Below are 14,514 nucleotides of genomic sequence, written 5' to 3' on the forward strand. Positions count from 1 at the left end.
CACCATCTGTTTGATCATTGCAAAATGGCTCTTTTTCATATGGACAAGATGCGATGTTTTCCAAAGAGACAATTGGTGAGATAGAAAAAGTGGCGCACGAAGAAGGCATTGATCCAGCCGCGTTGTTGGCGATTGCCGAAGTGGAAAGTGGTGGCCGAGCCTTTGCTTATATTGGCGGTAAAAAAGAGCCGCTTATTCGCTTCGAAGGGCATTATTTTGACCGCTTGTTGAATGCGGCGGACCGTGAAAAAGCACGCAAAGCGGGTCTTTCGTCGCCAAAAGCAGGGTTGATCAAGAATCCAGGCTCACAAGCTGACCGCTGGCGCTTGCTGAACAAGGCGATGGGCATTGATAAGGCTGCGGCGTTGCAATCCGTTTCTTGGGGAATTGGCCAGGTCATGGGCTCGCACTATAAAGCGCTCGGTTATGCTTCAGTCGACGCTATGGTTCAGGAAGCGCGTGGGTCGATTGCGGGGCAAGTGCGGCTCATGATGCGTTATATCCGCCAAAATGATTTGGTGACCTATATTGAGAAAAGCGATTGGGCAGGGTTTGCGCGTCGCTATAATGGCCCTGCTTATAAGAAAAACAGCTATGACACGCGTCTTGCTGCTGCTTATGCCCGTCATTCCAATGGCAGGCTTAAACGCTCGGTTTCAAAGCTGCTCAAGCTTGGCAGTGAGAAACCTTATTTGCGAGCCTTTTCGCTTACAAATGATGTCGAGGCGGTGCGCTCCTTACAACAAATGCTGACGGCCGCTGGCTATGCTGTTCAAAGTGACGGTGTTTTTGGCGTGGAAACGGACCGCGCGTTGCGGCAGTTCCAGATGCAGCAAAAGCTAACTGTCGATGGTGTGTATGGCGCGAAAAGCCGTGCTGCATTGGAGAAGGCTTTGCCAAGGTTCGGGCGTTTTCCCAGCCTTTTACAGATGCTCATGAACATCATTCGGTTTATGCGTTAGTTTAAATCGATTAATATATTTTCTGGGAGCGCTGGACATCATGCGATAAAGTGGCTTACCAAAAGGCAGTTTTAACGTATCTTAGATTTGGAAATACAAATGGCACAAAATGTCGATGCACTGATCCCCGTTATGACTGGCCAGAAGGTTATTCCGGTTATTGTTTTGGATAATGCCGATGATGCGGTGCCTTTGGCGCGTGCTCTAGCTGCTGGCGGATTACCTGCCGTTGAAATTACCCTGCGCACAGCTGCAGCGCTGGAATGCATCAAGCGCGTTGCCGCCGAAGTGCCGGAAGCTATTGTCGGCGCGGGCACTATTCTCAATGGCCGTAATTTTGATGAAGCTGTTGCTGCTGGCTCGAAGTTTATTGTGTCGCCGGGTCTGACGCCTGAGCTTGTGTCTGCTGCTAATGGCCATGATGTGCCGCTCTTGCCGGGCTCTGTAACCTCATCAGAAATTATGAGTGCTTTAGAAGCGGGTTACACCCATTTGAAGTTTTTCCCAGCGGAACAAGCCGGTGGTGCAGCCTATCTTAAAAGCTGTTCGACGGTGTTTGGTCAGGTGAAATTTTGCCCAACAGGCGGTGTGTCGGTTAAAAATGCCAATGATTATTTGAGCTTGCCTAATGTGCTTTGCGTTGGCGGTTCATGGGTTGCGCCAAAAGATATGATCACTTCCGGTGACTGGGATGGCATCACGGCGCTGGCGAAAGCTGCGGCAGGGATTTAACCTGCAAGCTACTTATTAAACTGACTTTCTACGTAACAAAAAGCCCGGGATTTCTCCCGGGCTTAATTCGTTCAACTCAAAGCGTAAGCTTAGAGTTTGCCTGCACGCTGTTGAAGCATGAGGAATGTGTCGAAGTTGTATTCTGACAACTGGAACCAGAGGTAGCCTTCTTTGCGGTAAGCCATGTAGCTGTCATGGATTTCTTTAAAGTCAGCATTTTCTGCGCTGATTTCAGCATATGTTTCTGTAGCAGCATCAAAGCATGCTTCCATAATGTCTTGGCTGTAAGGACGCAATTGCGTGCCACCAGCAGCAAGTTCTTTCAATGCTGTTGGGTTCAAAATATCATAACGTGCCATCATTACGCTGTTTGCGAGCGCTGACGCAGATTTTACGATAGCTTGGTATGCTGGTGTTAGAGAGTTCCATGCATCGAGGTTGATCATGTTAAGCAGCGTAACGCCACCTTCCCACCAACCTGGGTAGTAGTAATATGGAGCCACTTTATTGAAGCCAAGCTTCTGGTCATCATATGGACCAACAAATTCAGCCGCGTCGATTGTGCCTTTTTCAAGTGCTGGGTAGATGTCGCCACCTGGCAAGCCTTGTGGAACAACGCCGATTTTTTCCATGATACGGCCACCGAAACCACCGATGCGGAATTTCAAGCCCTTCATGTCTTCAAGTGAGTTGATTTCTTTACGGAACCAACCGCCCATCTGCGCGCCAGTGTTACCAGCAGGGAATGAGATCATGTTCTGTTTTGCATAGAACTTATTGAGGAGCTCAAGGCCGCCACCTTCATACATCCAAGCATTGGTCATGCGCTGGTTGAGGCCGAATGGAACGCCTGTACCAAATGCATATGTTGGGTCGATACCTGTGAAGTAGTAAGACGCTGTGTGTGCCATTTCGATTGTGCCGTTTTTAACAGCATCCGCACCTTCAAGCGCGCCAACGATTTCGCCTGCACCAAAAGTTTGAATTTCGAAATTGCCATCTGTTGCTTCTGCAACAGCTGCTGCAAACACTTCAGCTGCACCGTAAATTGTTGGCAATGATTTTGGAAAGCCAGATGAACAGCGCCAAGTAACTTTTGGTGTTTCTTGAGCAATGGCAGGTGCTGCCAAAGTTGATGCAACAGCTGCACCAGCGCCGGTTACTCCGGCTTTTTTAATAAACGAACGTCGATCCATTAGATCCTCCCGTGGATAATAATATTGATCGGGGAAACAGTAGTCAGACTCCCCGATGCCCCATAGGTAACTTACAGTTTTAGAAACACGAGTCTAGTAGGCGGCAGGCAAACCGGTAAAATAAATTGTCCACTTTAGTAGGGTGCTTGTGCAGACACTGTGGATGCTTTGACTTTGTCGCCTCGCATTATTTAACTTGGCTTTTTTGCGGATCGGTTTAGGACAAGATAGATCATCTAAAGGAGCGTAAAATGCAGCCTGTTGTTGCGGTTGTTGCCGATATTCGTGAATTTGAAAACTACTCTTGGCATTGTGTGCCAGATCAATATGTAAAGGCAGCCTTTAATGTTTCTGGGGTTTTGCCTTTACTTGTTCCTGCTTTTGGCGATGGTATTGATTTTGATGCGCTGCTGGAGCGTGTCGATGGCGTTATGTTGTCCGGTTCTAAAAGCAATGTGCATCCATCCAACTTTGGCGCTGAGCCGGATGAGAAATATGAGCCTTATGATGAGGCACGCGATGCAACATCCTTGCCGTTGATTCGGGCAGCTATTGATAAAGGTGTGCCACTTTTTGCGATTTGCCGCGGAATTCAAGAGCTCAATGTTGCTCTTGGCGGAACATTGGCCACTGAAATTCAGGAAGCCGAAGGCGTTATGGATCACCGTGCGCCAACATCATCTGAACAAGCGGAACGCTTCGCGCTAACCCATAGTGTGAAAACAAAGGCTGATGGTTGTATTAATAAGATCATCGGTGGTGAGGCGCGGGTTAACTCGCTGCATCGTCAAGCAATTGATAATATTGCACCACGATTACAGGTTGAAGCGTCGGCAGAAGATGGAACGGTTGAAGCGGTGTCTGTTATTGACGCGAAAGGCTATGCCGTTGGTGTTCAATGGCACCCTGAATATTGGGCAAAGACAGATGACACTTCGCGCAAATTGTTTGAGGCCTTCGGCGATGCTGTTCGCGCTTATGCGTCAGCTAAGGCTAAATAAAGCGCCTAAGCTTCAACACTGACCGAAACAGATTGTTCGCGGAAATCGGCAAATCCATAACTTGTCATGAAGGCGACTTCTGCTGCATCCATGCCAACGCCGATTATGGCGATTTCTTCTTGGCGGGCCATTTTTGTTGGGTCCACCAGATGCCATGCCCCGTCCAAAAAGACTTCTGCAACAGCGTGGAAGTCCGGCGGGCTCACGAAGGGTGCAAAGACGCTTGTAAAACGGGCTGGAATAGCAGAAGCGCGGGCAAGCGTTACTAGTAAATGTGCAAAATCACGGCATATGCCTTTCCGCTGCACAAAAGTGTCTAGCGCTGTAGTCTGCGCATTGCTGGAGCCTGCTACATAGGAAAAGCGGCTGTAAATCCAATCGCTTAGTTCAGCGATTCTCGCACCACCTTCAAGGTGTCCGAAATCGGATGCGACAAAGGCTTGAAACTCATCGGACGGGCAATAACGTGATGGCATTAAATAGCGAATGGCTTCGCCCGGTAGAAGATGAATAGGCGTTGCTGGCAGAGCGGCAATATCCGTTGCCTCCCGCTTTACCTCAATTTTAGATGTATACCGGCAATTAAAGTGACCGGTTGTCTGCAAGAGCAAACGGTCACCAATTCCAGCTTCTGTTGGCGCACGCACAAAGTTCTCGATTTTTGAGAACGCAATATTTGCGGCCAATATCTTCTGGTCTTTTGTTTTGCTGGCTTCGATCTGTAAAATGAGATCAGAGGGGCGTTCGAAATGGTAGTGAAGATAAGCTTCAATATTAAGGATCATATTTTAACTCTAGCGCATCGCCGCTAAAAGTTAAGTGCTTTCGTTAGAAAGCCTCCAGTGAGATCGCAATATTTCTAGGCTCGATAACTTCCCATGCAAAACCGTCGCTTGGGACCAGTTTCATTAGGTTTTTACCGCTGCGATCTGTAATGGCGACCAAACCATCATTGCCTTCACTCCATGCGCGTGCACTTGCCAGTGAGGCTGTCACTGCGCCGCAATTTTCACTTGGCTCAACACGGTGGACATTATACCCATCGGCGCGGTGCAATTTTACGATACATGAGCGTCCATCGGCATGGTTACGAACGGTAAACCGATCAGCCAGTGCTTTGGGTCTTGTATCGACATGGGCTTGTACGCTTGCTGTCGATATTGTGTCGATACCGTCTGAACCGGGTACATAATCTTTGTTTTGGTAGGCGCCCACCAGCATCATGGAAGCGACACCTGTTACGGTGACGCAATTAATAATAGTTACAGCCGAAAAACGCATGCCCGATAGCCCTTCATATTCCCTTATCGGTTTATGAGACTTTTATGGTTAACGATTGATTAACTTTGTGCGTTAGCCGGATGTTTTACGTCATTTATTCTTGCTGTTTAAATGCGCTGTTTCTGGTGTCGGGGTTATGGCTTGGCCCTTGTTGAACCAGCTTTCCAAATTATCAATCACCAGCGCGCCCATCGCATTGCGTGTGTCGTGCGAAGCGGAAGCAACATGCGGCAAAAGGCTGACATTCTTCATGGTGCGCAGCGCTTGCGGCACTTTTGGTTCATGTTCGAAGACATCAAGTCCGGCTGCAGCAATTGTTCCGTCTTGCAATGCGGTAATGAGCGCAGGCTCGTCAATCACAGGTCCGCGGCCAACATTAATTAGCACGCCGCGCGGTCCAAGCAGTTTCAAGATATCTGCATTAATTGCATGATGGGTGGCAGCCGTGCCCGGCACCACACAAATGAGCGTATCTACGGCTTCAGCCATCTGGGCCAATGTGCTGTGATATGTGAAGTCAACACCATCAACGGGCTTGCGGCTATGATAATGTATAGGAACATCAAAACCTGAAAGTCTTTTTGCGATGGTTTGGCCGATGCGGCCGAGCCCGAATATACCAATCGTGCGGTTGCGCATTGAAAGAGGTGATAAAGCGTAGGGACCTTCTTTTTCCCAGCGGTTTTCGCGCAAATAGGTTTCGGCATGAAACAGGTCGCGTACTGTATTGAGCAAAAGTGCAACCGTCGTGTCAGCAACTTCATCGTCCAGTACCGATGGTGTGTGCGTGACAACAACATTTTTCTTGGCTGCATGCTGCGCATCAACATGGTCATAGCCAACACCAAACGATGATATGATCTCAAGGTTTGGGAGCAGGTCAATCAGCACAGCGTCAACGGGAATAAAAAGCGATGCAATCGCGCGGATTTGGGCGCGGTCTTCAGCGGACATTTGCGCAACGTCATCGGGCGTTGAAATGATGGTATCAAACATATCCTCGATGCGGGCACGTGTTGCAACATGACCGCCATTTCCGGCGAGCAGTTTGATAGATTTTAGTACAGACATTAAATTTCTCGGCGCTAGAGTCGTTCAATCACTTTGCTGGTTGATTGGCGAATATGCAATTCAGGTTTTATCAAAGTCAGTTCGCCATGTGCAGAATGTTTGCCTTCAATCCGGTCAAGCATTGCACGTGCAGCTAGGCGTCCAACTTCTGGTTGTCCATTGTGAACTGTTGTCAGTGCCGGTGTTGCAATTGATGCTTCTTCAAGATCGTCATAGCCAGTCACTGAAATATCAATGCCGGGGCGCAGGCCAGCACGTGCAATACCGCTCATCAAGCCGATTGCGGCCAAATCATTCCAGCAAACAGCAGCTGTTGGTTTGTCAGGCAATGCAAGGAATTGTCCTGCAGCTTCAAATCCAGCAGCCTTGGTGCGCGGACCGACAATGCGCCACTCGTCTTTGACTTCAAGTCCTGCTTTGTGCATCGCCTCAACATAGCCTTCATAACGGTCGCGGCCGGTTGATGTTTTGTCCGTACCGCCAATCATCGCAATACGTTTATGCCCAAGCGAGATCAGATGGTTGGTCGCAAGGCTGATACCAAATTTGTCATCACCACGAAAAACGGGCAGCTCAACTTCTGGCACAGAACGGGCGATGAGAACTGTCGGAAGCCCGTTTTTTTGTAGCAGCTCCATGTCGCTGGCAGGGGTATCAATGGCCGGTGACATAATCACACCGTCGGCACCAAGCTGCATCAAGGTCTCTAGAAAATCACGTTGCTTTTCGACACGGTCATAATGATTGGAAAGAATAAACGTCTGGCGAGAGCGATCCAGTTCCATTTCGATGGCGCGTAAGATTTCGCCATAAAACGGGTTCATAATGTCATGCACGACGACGCCTAGAATGCCTGATTTTGATGTGCGCAAGCTGGCTGCACGGCGGTTGTAAATGTAACCCATTTCGAGCGCGTGGGCTTTGACCTTTTCGCGCGTGGCTTCTGCAACGAGCGGGCTATCGCGTAAAGCCAGAGATACTGTTGCCGTTGAAACACCAAGGCTTTCGCCAATCGTTGATAGTTTGACCTTTTGTGCCACGCTTAATTCCCCAGAGTAGATGCTATTCAAAATTTTAAAATGTTTTATTACATTTTAGGTGTTTTAAAAAGCCTTTAAATGCCAAAGAGGGATTAGCTGTCGCTTGATGCGCGTTTGGCTGCTTTTTTTAGCGCTTTTTCATCGCGTTCGACCAAATTAGTCGATAATTGATTAAGGGCAATTTCGAACTGTTTTATCTGTGAATCTGAGAAGCCTTTTAAGGCTTGTTTTTCAGCTTTCTTGGCAGCCTTGCGAACTTTTTTAAGTATATCGCGGCCTGCCTCGGTCAACTCAACGTGCACATGGCGGCCATCTGTGTGGCCTGTGGATTTTGTCACAAATCCCTGTTCTGTTAGCCGGCCAATAGATTTTGTGATCGTTGGAGGGCGTACCCCAATATATTTGGCAATCTGGCTAGGCGTGAGAGTTTCATGCTCGGCTAATAATGAAATGATGGTTTCTTGGCCGGCATAAAGCCCTGTTTCTAACAGATGTCGTGCTGTATGCGTGCGGGCAAAGCGCGCAGCATTTTGAAGTGCGCCAAGCACAGCTCCTGTATATTCGTCGTCCGCAGTTTCAATAAAGTATCTAGCCATAAAAATGTTTTAAGTCGGCGAATGAATAAATGCAATTGTTGCAATTCGTATTGTCATAGTCGAATGTTCAAATGAGGGGAAATTTGATGTCTGATCGACTTTTATGGATTAAAAACCCACTGGCGATACTTGTGCCAGAAGGTGTTGATGCGCGTGGTGGATTGCTTATCGCTGATGGCAAAATCATCGCGCATATTGCTTCGGGGCAATCACCTCAAGGTGAGTATGATGTTTTTGATGCTTCGCGCCATGTGGTGATTCCAGGTTTGATCAACACGCACCACCATTTCTACCAAACGCTAACGCGTGCACATCCAGATGCTATCAACAAAGAGCTTTTCCCTTGGCTTCAAGCGCTTTATCCGCTTTGGACGCGGCTAACACCTAATGCGTTGGAATTGGCAACACAGGCAGCGCTCGTGGAGCTGATGATGAGCGGCGTCACCTGTGCATCTGACCATCACTATGTATATCCTGACGGCCTTGACGATGCGATGGATATTCAGGCTGAAGTCGCGCGCAAGCTCGGCGTGCGTATGGTTTTAAACCGTGGCTCCATGAATATGTCTGTTAAAGATGGGGGATTGCCGCCTGACAATATTGTTCAGGACGCCGATACAATTCTTGCCGATTGCGAACGCGTAATATCGAAATATCATTGTTCCGATGAAGGGGCGATGTTGCAGGTCGCACTTGCTCCGTGCTCGCCGTTTTCGGTTACAAAGCAATTGATGAAAGATACGGCTGTGCTTGCCAAGAAATGTGGATGTGCGCTGCACACGCATTTGGCAGAAACGGAAGATGAAAATAGTTTTTGCTTGGAGACGATGGGCTGCAGGCCGCTTGATTATTTGGAAGAGACAGGTTGGCTCACCGATAAAACATGGCTCGCGCATGGCATTTATTTCAACGATGATGAAATCAAGCGTCTTGGCAGAGCTGGCACAGGTGTTTCGCATTGCCCAACATCCAATATGGTTCTTGCATCGGGGCATTGCCGAACCCGCGAATTGGAAGCCGCCGGTGTAAAAGTCGGCCTTGGTGTTGATGGATCTGCCTCCAGCGATTCTTCAAATCTGATGGAGGGCGTGCGCCACGCTTTGATGATTAACCGCTTAACATATGACGCGACAATCAGCCATATGGATGCTTTTCGCTGGGCCACTCAAGGCTCTGCGCAATGTCTTGGGCGTCATGATCTGGGTGCTTTGGATGTGGGCAAGCAAGCCGATATTGCAATGTTCACGCTTGATGATTTGCGTTTTTCAGGTGCGCATGATCCGCTTGCAGCGCTTGTTTTGTGCGGCGCGCATACTGCAGACCGTGTTATGGTTGCCGGAAAATGGACTGTTGAGGATGCTAATCCCGTCGGTGTTGATTTGGCCAAACTGCGTGCAGATCATGGGCAAGCTTCTAAAGCGTTTCAGTAGAATCTAGCCCGTTTATGATTGCTTGAAATACGCTGTGTCATGTAACGGATGAATTTTATACAATATCGTCTCTGGAATATCGATCTTAGATAACTACATACGGGCCTTAAACAGGGTGTTTTGTCGATGGATACACTAACGCGGATGCGTGCCTTTGTGGCCGTTGTTGATCATGAGGGCTATTCTTCTGCGGCCCGAGCAATGGGCAGATCAAAAGCGTTATTGTCCAAATATGTGCGGGAATTGGAAGATGAGGTCAGCTCACTTCTGCTTAATCGCACGACACGACAATTTTCGCTGACCGAGGCTGGTCACACATATTATGCACGTGCTGTTGCCTTGCTTCGTGAGTTTGATGAACTGCAAGATATGATGCGTGAGGCGCGCGCTGGACTTAGCGGTAAGGTGCGTCTTTCGGCCCCGCGCACATTTGCTGATACGTCGCTTGGCCAAAGTTTGATTGATTTTTGCAAACAAAATCCGGAAGTTCAGCTTGAGATTGAGCTGGATGACCGTTTCGTTGACCTTGTTGAGGAAGGCTTTGATTTAGCCATTCGAATGTCGACGCTTGATGATTCATCGTTGATTGCAAAGCGGGTTTCCGCATTTAGGGTTGCAGCTTACGCTTCGCCTGCAACAATCAAAAAATATGGCATGCCGAAACTGCCTGAAGATGCTGTGAATTTGCCGTGGGTGGTTGATACTAATGCACGGCGACGCGATGTCATTCCGTTTCACGACGGTGAGGGTAATTCCAAGCCCTTACAGGTAAAAAGCGCGATGTTTGTTAATTCTCCATTGGCAACGAAGTCAGCGGCTTTAGCAGGTCTTGGATTTGCCATGTGTCCAGAATTTGTGGTGCGCGATGAGGTTGAGCAGGGCTTGCTGGTTCCTGTTTTGGAAGATTATTTGAAAATCGAAAGTGGTATTTATGCGGTATTTCCGCATCGCCGCTATTTGCCTGCGAAAATTCGCGCCCTTGTCGATTTTCTGGCAGATTGGTTTAAAAAGTACGATGCGACTATTCGTTCTTAATTAAGAACAGACTTGCCATAAAAGAGCCGGTTTTGGCTGTTGTAAAACAATTTCAGAAAACAGACCCAAAATATGTTCAAAAAAATTACTACATTAATTTCCGGCGCAGCGTTTGCTGCAATCCTGCCTGCCGTTGCAATTGCACACCCGCATGTGTTTGCTCAAGCGCGGCTGGAGCTCAAATCAACACCGCAGGGCACGATAGAAGAACTGCGCCATGTTTGGCGGTTTGATGAATTGTTCACTGCAACTGTCATGATCGAGTTCGATATGGATGAAAGCGGTGATTTGAACGATAAAGAGCTGGATGAGGTTGCCAATACGGTTTCTTCCTCAATCGCTGATTTTAATTACTTTCAGAATATTGATGTGAATGGCCGAGATGTCGGCTTTAAAAAAGTAACAGAGATGGCGATCTCTATTGAAGATGGGCAGTTGCTGATTTTGTTTGCCACTGTTCCGGCTGAAGAAGTGGCTCTCAAAGATGCGCCAAAAATTGGTGTTTTTGATACGACTTTTTATACCGCTATCGAGTTTTATAGCGAAGATGACATGGTTTTAATCGATGCGCCAAAAAGCTGCTCTCGCAAAATGGTTGTGCCGGACCCTGATGAAGCGCTCGCACAAAATGAGCAAAATTTGACCGAAGCATTTTACGATACAACGACCGAGAATGATATGAGCAAAATTCTTGCGACCCGCATGGAAGTCTCATGCTCATGAAGCGCCGTTTCATTGTCGCGGCTGTGCTTTTAATTGGTGCTTGTAGCAGCGTTTATGCACAGTCTTCGCTTGGTATTGGCGGTGCTGAACAACCGATTATGCCGAGTGGCGGCCTATTTGGTTCTTTGTTTACATGGATTGGAACCGAACAGCGCGCGTTTTATCGCTCAATGACAAACGCATTAAAAGCGATGCGTGAGGACGGCTCTGCGGTTTGGCTGCTGGTTGGTCTTTCGTTTCTTTATGGTGTGTTGCATGCCGCTGGTCCAGGGCACGGCAAGGTTGTGATCTCCTCTTATATGGTTGCGAATGAAACAGCTTTGCGGCGGGGCATTGTGCTGGCGCTTGCGTCCTCTATTCTTCAAGCATTTTCAGCGATTGTGTTGGTTGGCGCGGGCTTTTTGCTGTTGCGCGGAACATCGGTTTCGATGACCGATGCTTCAAAATGGTTGGAAATTGCCAGTTATATTCTAATTATTATGTTCGGCATTTGGCTTTTGTGGCGCAAAATAAAGGGGTTTTATCCTCGCAAGCATGACACGCATGATCACGGTCATTCCCACGCCCATGATCACAGTCACGACCACGGCCACCACCATAATCACGATGAGCATCATCATCATCACGGCGAAGCTGAAGTCTGTTCAAGCTGCGGCCATGCGCATATGCCTAGCCCAGATCAACTGGATCGTCCGCTCGATTGGCGCTCGGCGGGAGCTGCTATTTTTGCCGTTGGCATAAGGCCCTGTTCGGGAGCGGTTATTGTGTTTAGCTTTGCTTTGCTCAACGGTCTTTATTTGGGCGGCATTGTTTCCGTTTTCGCGATGGCCCTTGGCACAGCGATAACCGTATCAGCGCTGGCGATCTTATCGGTAACGGCAAAAAACGCGGCTTTGGCTATGTCCAACTCGGCCTTGATGAATAGCCGGTTGCATTTGGGCATAGAGGTTTTTGGCGCTCTTTTGCTGGTCGTCTTGGGCAGTTTGTTGCTCGCGGGAACAATGGCGATTTAGTCTTTGTGTTTCGATTTGTTGCGGCCACGCAGCCATAGGCCAACAAAGGGCAGAACCAAGAATGCGGCGATTATTCCGCCTGTCAAATATTGATTGCTCGTTCCAACAGCAGTCATAATGGTTGGTAGAAAATACGTCACCGCACAAAACCCGATGAAAATACCGGCAGCGGTAATAATCGTTTTGCGGTCGTAGTTCTGATTTTTATCTGGCGTGTTCAAGGTGCTTGCCCTTTATTATTGATATGGCCGTTACAGCCGTAAACCAGCTGCTTTTATGTTAGTGCATTTCGAATTTCTTCAAGTGATGCTTTTTGATTGCCCTGACTATCAAAGTTTGACGGCTCTAGCCATGCTTTAAAAGCGGCTTTGATAATAGGCCAGTCCTGATTGGTCATTGCATACCAAGCGGTATCACGGTTTTTTCCTTTAGAGACAATGTGATTGCGAAATATGCCTTCAAATTTGAAGCCAAACCTTTTGGCCGCGCGGTGCGATGGTTCGTTTTCATTGTGAAGTTTCCATTCATAGCGACGATAACCAAGCGCATCAAACACATGTTTTGCCATAAGGTAATGCACTTCTGTTGCTGCAATGGAGCGCTGAAGGATAGGGGCGTGGCAAACCGCCCCGACTTCGACAACGCCATTGGCAGGGTCCATGCGCATATATGATGCCATGCCGAGCAATTTTTGCGTTGCCGGATCACGAAACACCATTGTGTGATAGCTGCTTTGATTGCCATCCAGCCAAGCGCCAAACTCAGCAGCGTTTTCAAAATTTGGATTTGGGAAATAATAGGCCAGCTTGTTGAACGCTGTGCCACCAAAAGCATCCCAGAGTTCTGCCGCCATTTCTGGTTGATAGGCTTCAAGTCTTATATGTTTGCCATCAAGAATGTCTGGTTTTGGGGCTTTGCAACCTTGCCAGTTTTGTAAATCTTCTTGCATCATATCACCCATAGTGTCGCAAAATATCCCTTGCCATAAGACATCAAGCATCTTTCACCCATTGGAAAGTTGCTAAAGGGACGAAAAACTTGTCATGGTTTCAATGCCGATCTCAATGAGGATGGCTCGATTATGAAAGACCTGTGATGTTAGAAAAACGCGTTTTACAAATTGCCGTGCTTATCGCTTCTATCGTGCCGATTGGGGCAGGGTTGGCTGGAATTATAATCGGCCCTTGGACGTTTGGCGCGCGCAGCTATTCGGTCGATCTGATAAGCCATGTGGGCTATTTATCGGGCCTTTTGCTCGCCATTGGGCTGATCTTCGTGATTTCCGTTCCTAATGTCGAGAAGTGCAAGGATCGGTTTTTAATCCTTGGTGTGATCGTATTTATTGGCGGGTTGGCGCGTTTATACGAAGGGCTGCTGACCGGTTTTGGCACGATGCCCCATCAATTTGCGTTGGTTATGGAGCTGATCATTACACCATTGATTGTGCTGTGGCAGCGGCGTGTTGCGCGTTTGAGTGGGAGATAGAGATTAGGCGCATAAAAAAACGGGCGACCTGATGTAGATCGCCCGAGTGCGCGGACCCAAGTTGGGAGGAGACCTCAAGCCCGTGTAATCTCTAGTTCCATAATGTCGCAAATTTCCTAATAAATAGTTAACGGTTAACTTTCATTAATCATATGCGGCCTTTGAACTAACTATACCGTTGCCTGTTTTATTGTCGCTTCGATGTGATCGACAAGCTGATCTGGCAAGGATAGACGGCCAGCAAGCATATCTAAATAGCCGCGTTCTGCGCGCGATGTTGGATCGATCGCAAGGCGTGAAGCTGTATATAATTCAATACGCTGTGCTTCAGTCTTTGCCGAAGCGACAATCATATCAAGGTCAACGGGTTTGGAAAGTTCAGCGCGGATAAAGCTCTGCGCATCTTCATCATAGCCGCCCACGGATAGTTTATCAGCAATGCGGCTACGCTCCATGTCATCGATGTGACCATCGGCGCGTGCTGCTGCAATCATCGCTTTAACCAGCGATAGGGTGAATTCATCAGCCCCTTGCGGTGCGGATTCTGTTGCAAAATCGCTATCTTTAGGCGGCGCCAAAACAACTTGCTCATCGTTTGTCGCTTCAGGCTTTTGGCCGTTTTGGTAATTTTGATAGGCTTTGTATGCGAGGCCTGCAACGGCTGCAACGCCGCCGATTTTCAAAGCAGAGCCTGTGATAGAACGTCCAGCCCCTGTGCCCAGTAACACGGCAGCGAGTGCGCCGGTGGCAAGCGGATTGTCTTTGGCTAATTGGCCAACTTGAGAGGCTTTATCGCGCACTGTGGCATTGTCATTGCTGCCTGGTACAGGTGAATTTAAAAGATCATTTAAAAGCTTCTTAGCGTCGAACATATATGTCTCCCAGTTGTTGGTAGACGTCAGATGGGGTTGCGCATGGTATAGTGCAATATTGAATGAATATTTTTGCG

At 48.2% G+C, this 14,514-nt stretch carries 17 protein-coding genes and 1 pseudogene; 9 read left to right on the plus strand and 9 right to left on the minus strand.

Annotation, left to right across the window (positions count from 1 at the left end; genetic code table 11):
- Positions 1-53 precede the first annotated feature (53 nt).
- The 3 genes and pseudogenes from N530_RS19500 to N530_RS0109400 form a co-directional block, all read left to right on the plus strand.
- A pseudogene (locus tag N530_RS19500) lies at positions 54-635 on the plus strand (N-acetylmuramidase family protein); the annotation flags it as partial.
- A gap of 93 nt (positions 636-728) precedes the next feature.
- A complete protein-coding gene (locus N530_RS19505) occupies positions 729-962 on the plus strand; it encodes a peptidoglycan-binding protein (protein WP_371179701.1) in 234 nt (77 codons plus the stop codon).
- Between the two features lie 99 nt (positions 963-1,061).
- Entirely contained in the window at positions 1,062-1,694 is a 633-nt protein-coding gene (locus N530_RS0109400; RefSeq protein ID WP_026480496.1) for a 2-dehydro-3-deoxy-phosphogluconate aldolase, read from the plus strand.
- A gap of 89 nt (positions 1,695-1,783) precedes the next feature.
- On the opposite strand, the gene N530_RS0109405 is transcribed toward N530_RS0109400, so the two are convergent.
- Positions 1,784-2,890 carry a TRAP transporter substrate-binding protein gene (locus N530_RS0109405; RefSeq protein WP_026480497.1) on the minus strand — a complete coding sequence of 369 codons (1,107 nt, stop codon included), beginning with the start codon at positions 2,888-2,890 and terminating at the stop codon, positions 1,784-1,786.
- Between the two features lie 251 nt (positions 2,891-3,141).
- On the opposite strand from N530_RS0109405, the gene N530_RS0109410 reads away from it, so the two are divergent.
- Positions 3,142-3,891, plus strand: coding sequence for a gamma-glutamyl-gamma-aminobutyrate hydrolase family protein (locus N530_RS0109410; RefSeq protein ID WP_035266828.1), 750 nt, complete (start codon positions 3,142-3,144; stop codon positions 3,889-3,891).
- A gap of 5 nt (positions 3,892-3,896) precedes the next feature.
- On the opposite strand, the gene N530_RS0109415 is transcribed toward N530_RS0109410, so the two are convergent.
- From N530_RS0109415 to N530_RS0109435, 5 genes are all read right to left on the minus strand, one after another.
- Entirely contained in the window at positions 3,897-4,676 is a 780-nt protein-coding gene (locus tag N530_RS0109415) for a transglutaminase family protein (RefSeq protein WP_026480499.1), read from the minus strand.
- Between the two features lie 43 nt (positions 4,677-4,719).
- On the minus strand, positions 4,720-5,172 hold the full coding sequence (locus N530_RS0109420; RefSeq protein ID WP_026480500.1) for an AprI/Inh family metalloprotease inhibitor: 453 nt from the start codon (positions 5,170-5,172) through the stop codon (positions 4,720-4,722).
- Between the two features lie 90 nt (positions 5,173-5,262).
- The gene (locus N530_RS0109425) at positions 5,263-6,243 is read right to left on the minus strand and encodes a 2-hydroxyacid dehydrogenase (RefSeq protein ID WP_026480501.1); all 981 of its coding nucleotides are present in this window, start codon (positions 6,241-6,243) and stop codon (positions 5,263-5,265) included.
- 14 nt (positions 6,244-6,257) lie between these two features.
- Positions 6,258-7,283, minus strand: a complete 1,026-nt coding sequence (locus N530_RS0109430) for a LacI family DNA-binding transcriptional regulator (protein WP_026480502.1) — start codon at positions 7,281-7,283, stop codon at positions 6,258-6,260.
- 92 nt (positions 7,284-7,375) lie between these two features.
- Positions 7,376-7,879 (minus strand): MarR family winged helix-turn-helix transcriptional regulator, encoded by a 504-nt coding sequence (locus N530_RS0109435; protein ID WP_051540869.1) that lies wholly within the window; start codon positions 7,877-7,879, stop codon positions 7,376-7,378.
- A gap of 86 nt (positions 7,880-7,965) precedes the next feature.
- Between N530_RS0109435 and N530_RS0109440 the strand changes: the two genes are divergently transcribed.
- The 4 genes from N530_RS0109440 (at position 7,966) to N530_RS0109455 (ending at position 12,080) form a co-directional block, all read left to right on the plus strand.
- Complete coding sequence (locus N530_RS0109440; protein ID WP_155851960.1) at positions 7,966-9,309, plus strand: 8-oxoguanine deaminase; 1,344 nt, start codon at positions 7,966-7,968, stop codon at positions 9,307-9,309.
- A gap of 126 nt (positions 9,310-9,435) precedes the next feature.
- A complete protein-coding gene (locus N530_RS0109445) occupies positions 9,436-10,344 on the plus strand; it encodes a LysR family transcriptional regulator (RefSeq protein WP_026480504.1) in 909 nt (302 codons plus the stop codon).
- Between the two features lie 72 nt (positions 10,345-10,416).
- Positions 10,417-11,067 carry a DUF1007 family protein gene (locus N530_RS0109450; RefSeq protein WP_026480505.1) on the plus strand — a complete coding sequence of 217 codons (651 nt, stop codon included), beginning with the start codon at positions 10,417-10,419 and terminating at the stop codon, positions 11,065-11,067.
- Positions 11,058-12,080, plus strand: coding sequence for a nickel/cobalt transporter (locus tag N530_RS0109455; protein ID WP_026480506.1), 1,023 nt, complete (start codon positions 11,058-11,060; stop codon positions 12,078-12,080). Before N530_RS0109450 ends, N530_RS0109455 begins: the two co-directional genes overlap by 10 nt.
- On the opposite strand, the gene N530_RS0109460 is transcribed toward N530_RS0109455, so the two are convergent.
- Positions 12,077-12,301: a hypothetical protein gene (locus N530_RS0109460; protein ID WP_051540870.1), complete on the minus strand. Its 225-nt coding sequence runs from the start codon at positions 12,299-12,301 to the stop codon at positions 12,077-12,079. The two genes, N530_RS0109455 and N530_RS0109460, sit on opposite strands and share 4 nt — an antisense overlap.
- 53 nt (positions 12,302-12,354) lie before the next feature.
- Complete coding sequence (locus N530_RS0109465) at positions 12,355-13,041, minus strand: GNAT family N-acetyltransferase (RefSeq protein WP_026480508.1); 687 nt, start codon at positions 13,039-13,041, stop codon at positions 12,355-12,357.
- Between the two features lie 134 nt (positions 13,042-13,175).
- On the opposite strand from N530_RS0109465, the gene N530_RS0109470 reads away from it, so the two are divergent.
- Positions 13,176-13,565, plus strand: coding sequence for a DUF4345 domain-containing protein (locus tag N530_RS0109470; protein ID WP_035266831.1), 390 nt, complete (start codon positions 13,176-13,178; stop codon positions 13,563-13,565).
- A gap of 170 nt (positions 13,566-13,735) precedes the next feature.
- On the opposite strand, the gene N530_RS0109475 is transcribed toward N530_RS0109470, so the two are convergent.
- A complete protein-coding gene (locus N530_RS0109475) occupies positions 13,736-14,437 on the minus strand; it encodes a tellurite resistance TerB family protein (protein WP_026480510.1) in 702 nt (233 codons plus the stop codon).
- Positions 14,438-14,514 lie beyond the last annotated feature (77 nt).

This window comes from Ahrensia sp. 13_GOM-1096m (assembly GCF_000620605.1).
GTDB lineage: Bacteria > Pseudomonadota > Alphaproteobacteria > Rhizobiales > Rhizobiaceae > Ahrensia > Ahrensia kielensis.

Excerpts from the sequence above, each read along its gene's own strand:
- N530_RS0109400 (WP_026480496.1), top strand. The coding sequence starts at position 1,062 with ATGGCACAAAATGTCGATGCACTGATCCCCGTTATGACTGGCCAGAAG.
- N530_RS0109405 (WP_026480497.1), bottom strand. The coding sequence starts at position 2,890 with ATGGATCGACGTTCGTTTATTAAAAAAGCCGGAGTAACCGGCGCTGGT.
- N530_RS0109410 (WP_035266828.1), top strand. The coding sequence starts at position 3,142 with ATGCAGCCTGTTGTTGCGGTTGTTGCCGATATTCGTGAATTTGAAAAC.
- N530_RS0109415 (WP_026480499.1), bottom strand. The coding sequence starts at position 4,676 with ATGATCCTTAATATTGAAGCTTATCTTCACTACCATTTCGAACGCCCC.
- N530_RS0109420 (WP_026480500.1), bottom strand. The coding sequence starts at position 5,172 with ATGCGTTTTTCGGCTGTAACTATTATTAATTGCGTCACCGTAACAGGT.
- N530_RS0109425 (WP_026480501.1), bottom strand. The coding sequence starts at position 6,243 with ATGTCTGTACTAAAATCTATCAAACTGCTCGCCGGAAATGGCGGTCAT.
- N530_RS0109435 (WP_051540869.1), bottom strand. The coding sequence starts at position 7,879 with ATGGCTAGATACTTTATTGAAACTGCGGACGACGAATATACAGGAGCT.
- N530_RS0109440 (WP_155851960.1), top strand. The coding sequence starts at position 7,966 with ATGTCTGATCGACTTTTATGGATTAAAAACCCACTGGCGATACTTGTG.
- N530_RS0109445 (WP_026480504.1), top strand. The coding sequence starts at position 9,436 with ATGGATACACTAACGCGGATGCGTGCCTTTGTGGCCGTTGTTGATCAT.
- N530_RS0109450 (WP_026480505.1), top strand. The coding sequence starts at position 10,417 with ATGTTCAAAAAAATTACTACATTAATTTCCGGCGCAGCGTTTGCTGCA.
- N530_RS0109455 (WP_026480506.1), top strand. The coding sequence starts at position 11,058 with ATGCTCATGAAGCGCCGTTTCATTGTCGCGGCTGTGCTTTTAATTGGT.
- N530_RS0109465 (WP_026480508.1), bottom strand. The coding sequence starts at position 13,041 with ATGGGTGATATGATGCAAGAAGATTTACAAAACTGGCAAGGTTGCAAA.
- N530_RS0109470 (WP_035266831.1), top strand. The coding sequence starts at position 13,176 with ATGTTAGAAAAACGCGTTTTACAAATTGCCGTGCTTATCGCTTCTATC.
- N530_RS0109475 (WP_026480510.1), bottom strand. The coding sequence starts at position 14,437 with ATGTTCGACGCTAAGAAGCTTTTAAATGATCTTTTAAATTCACCTGTA.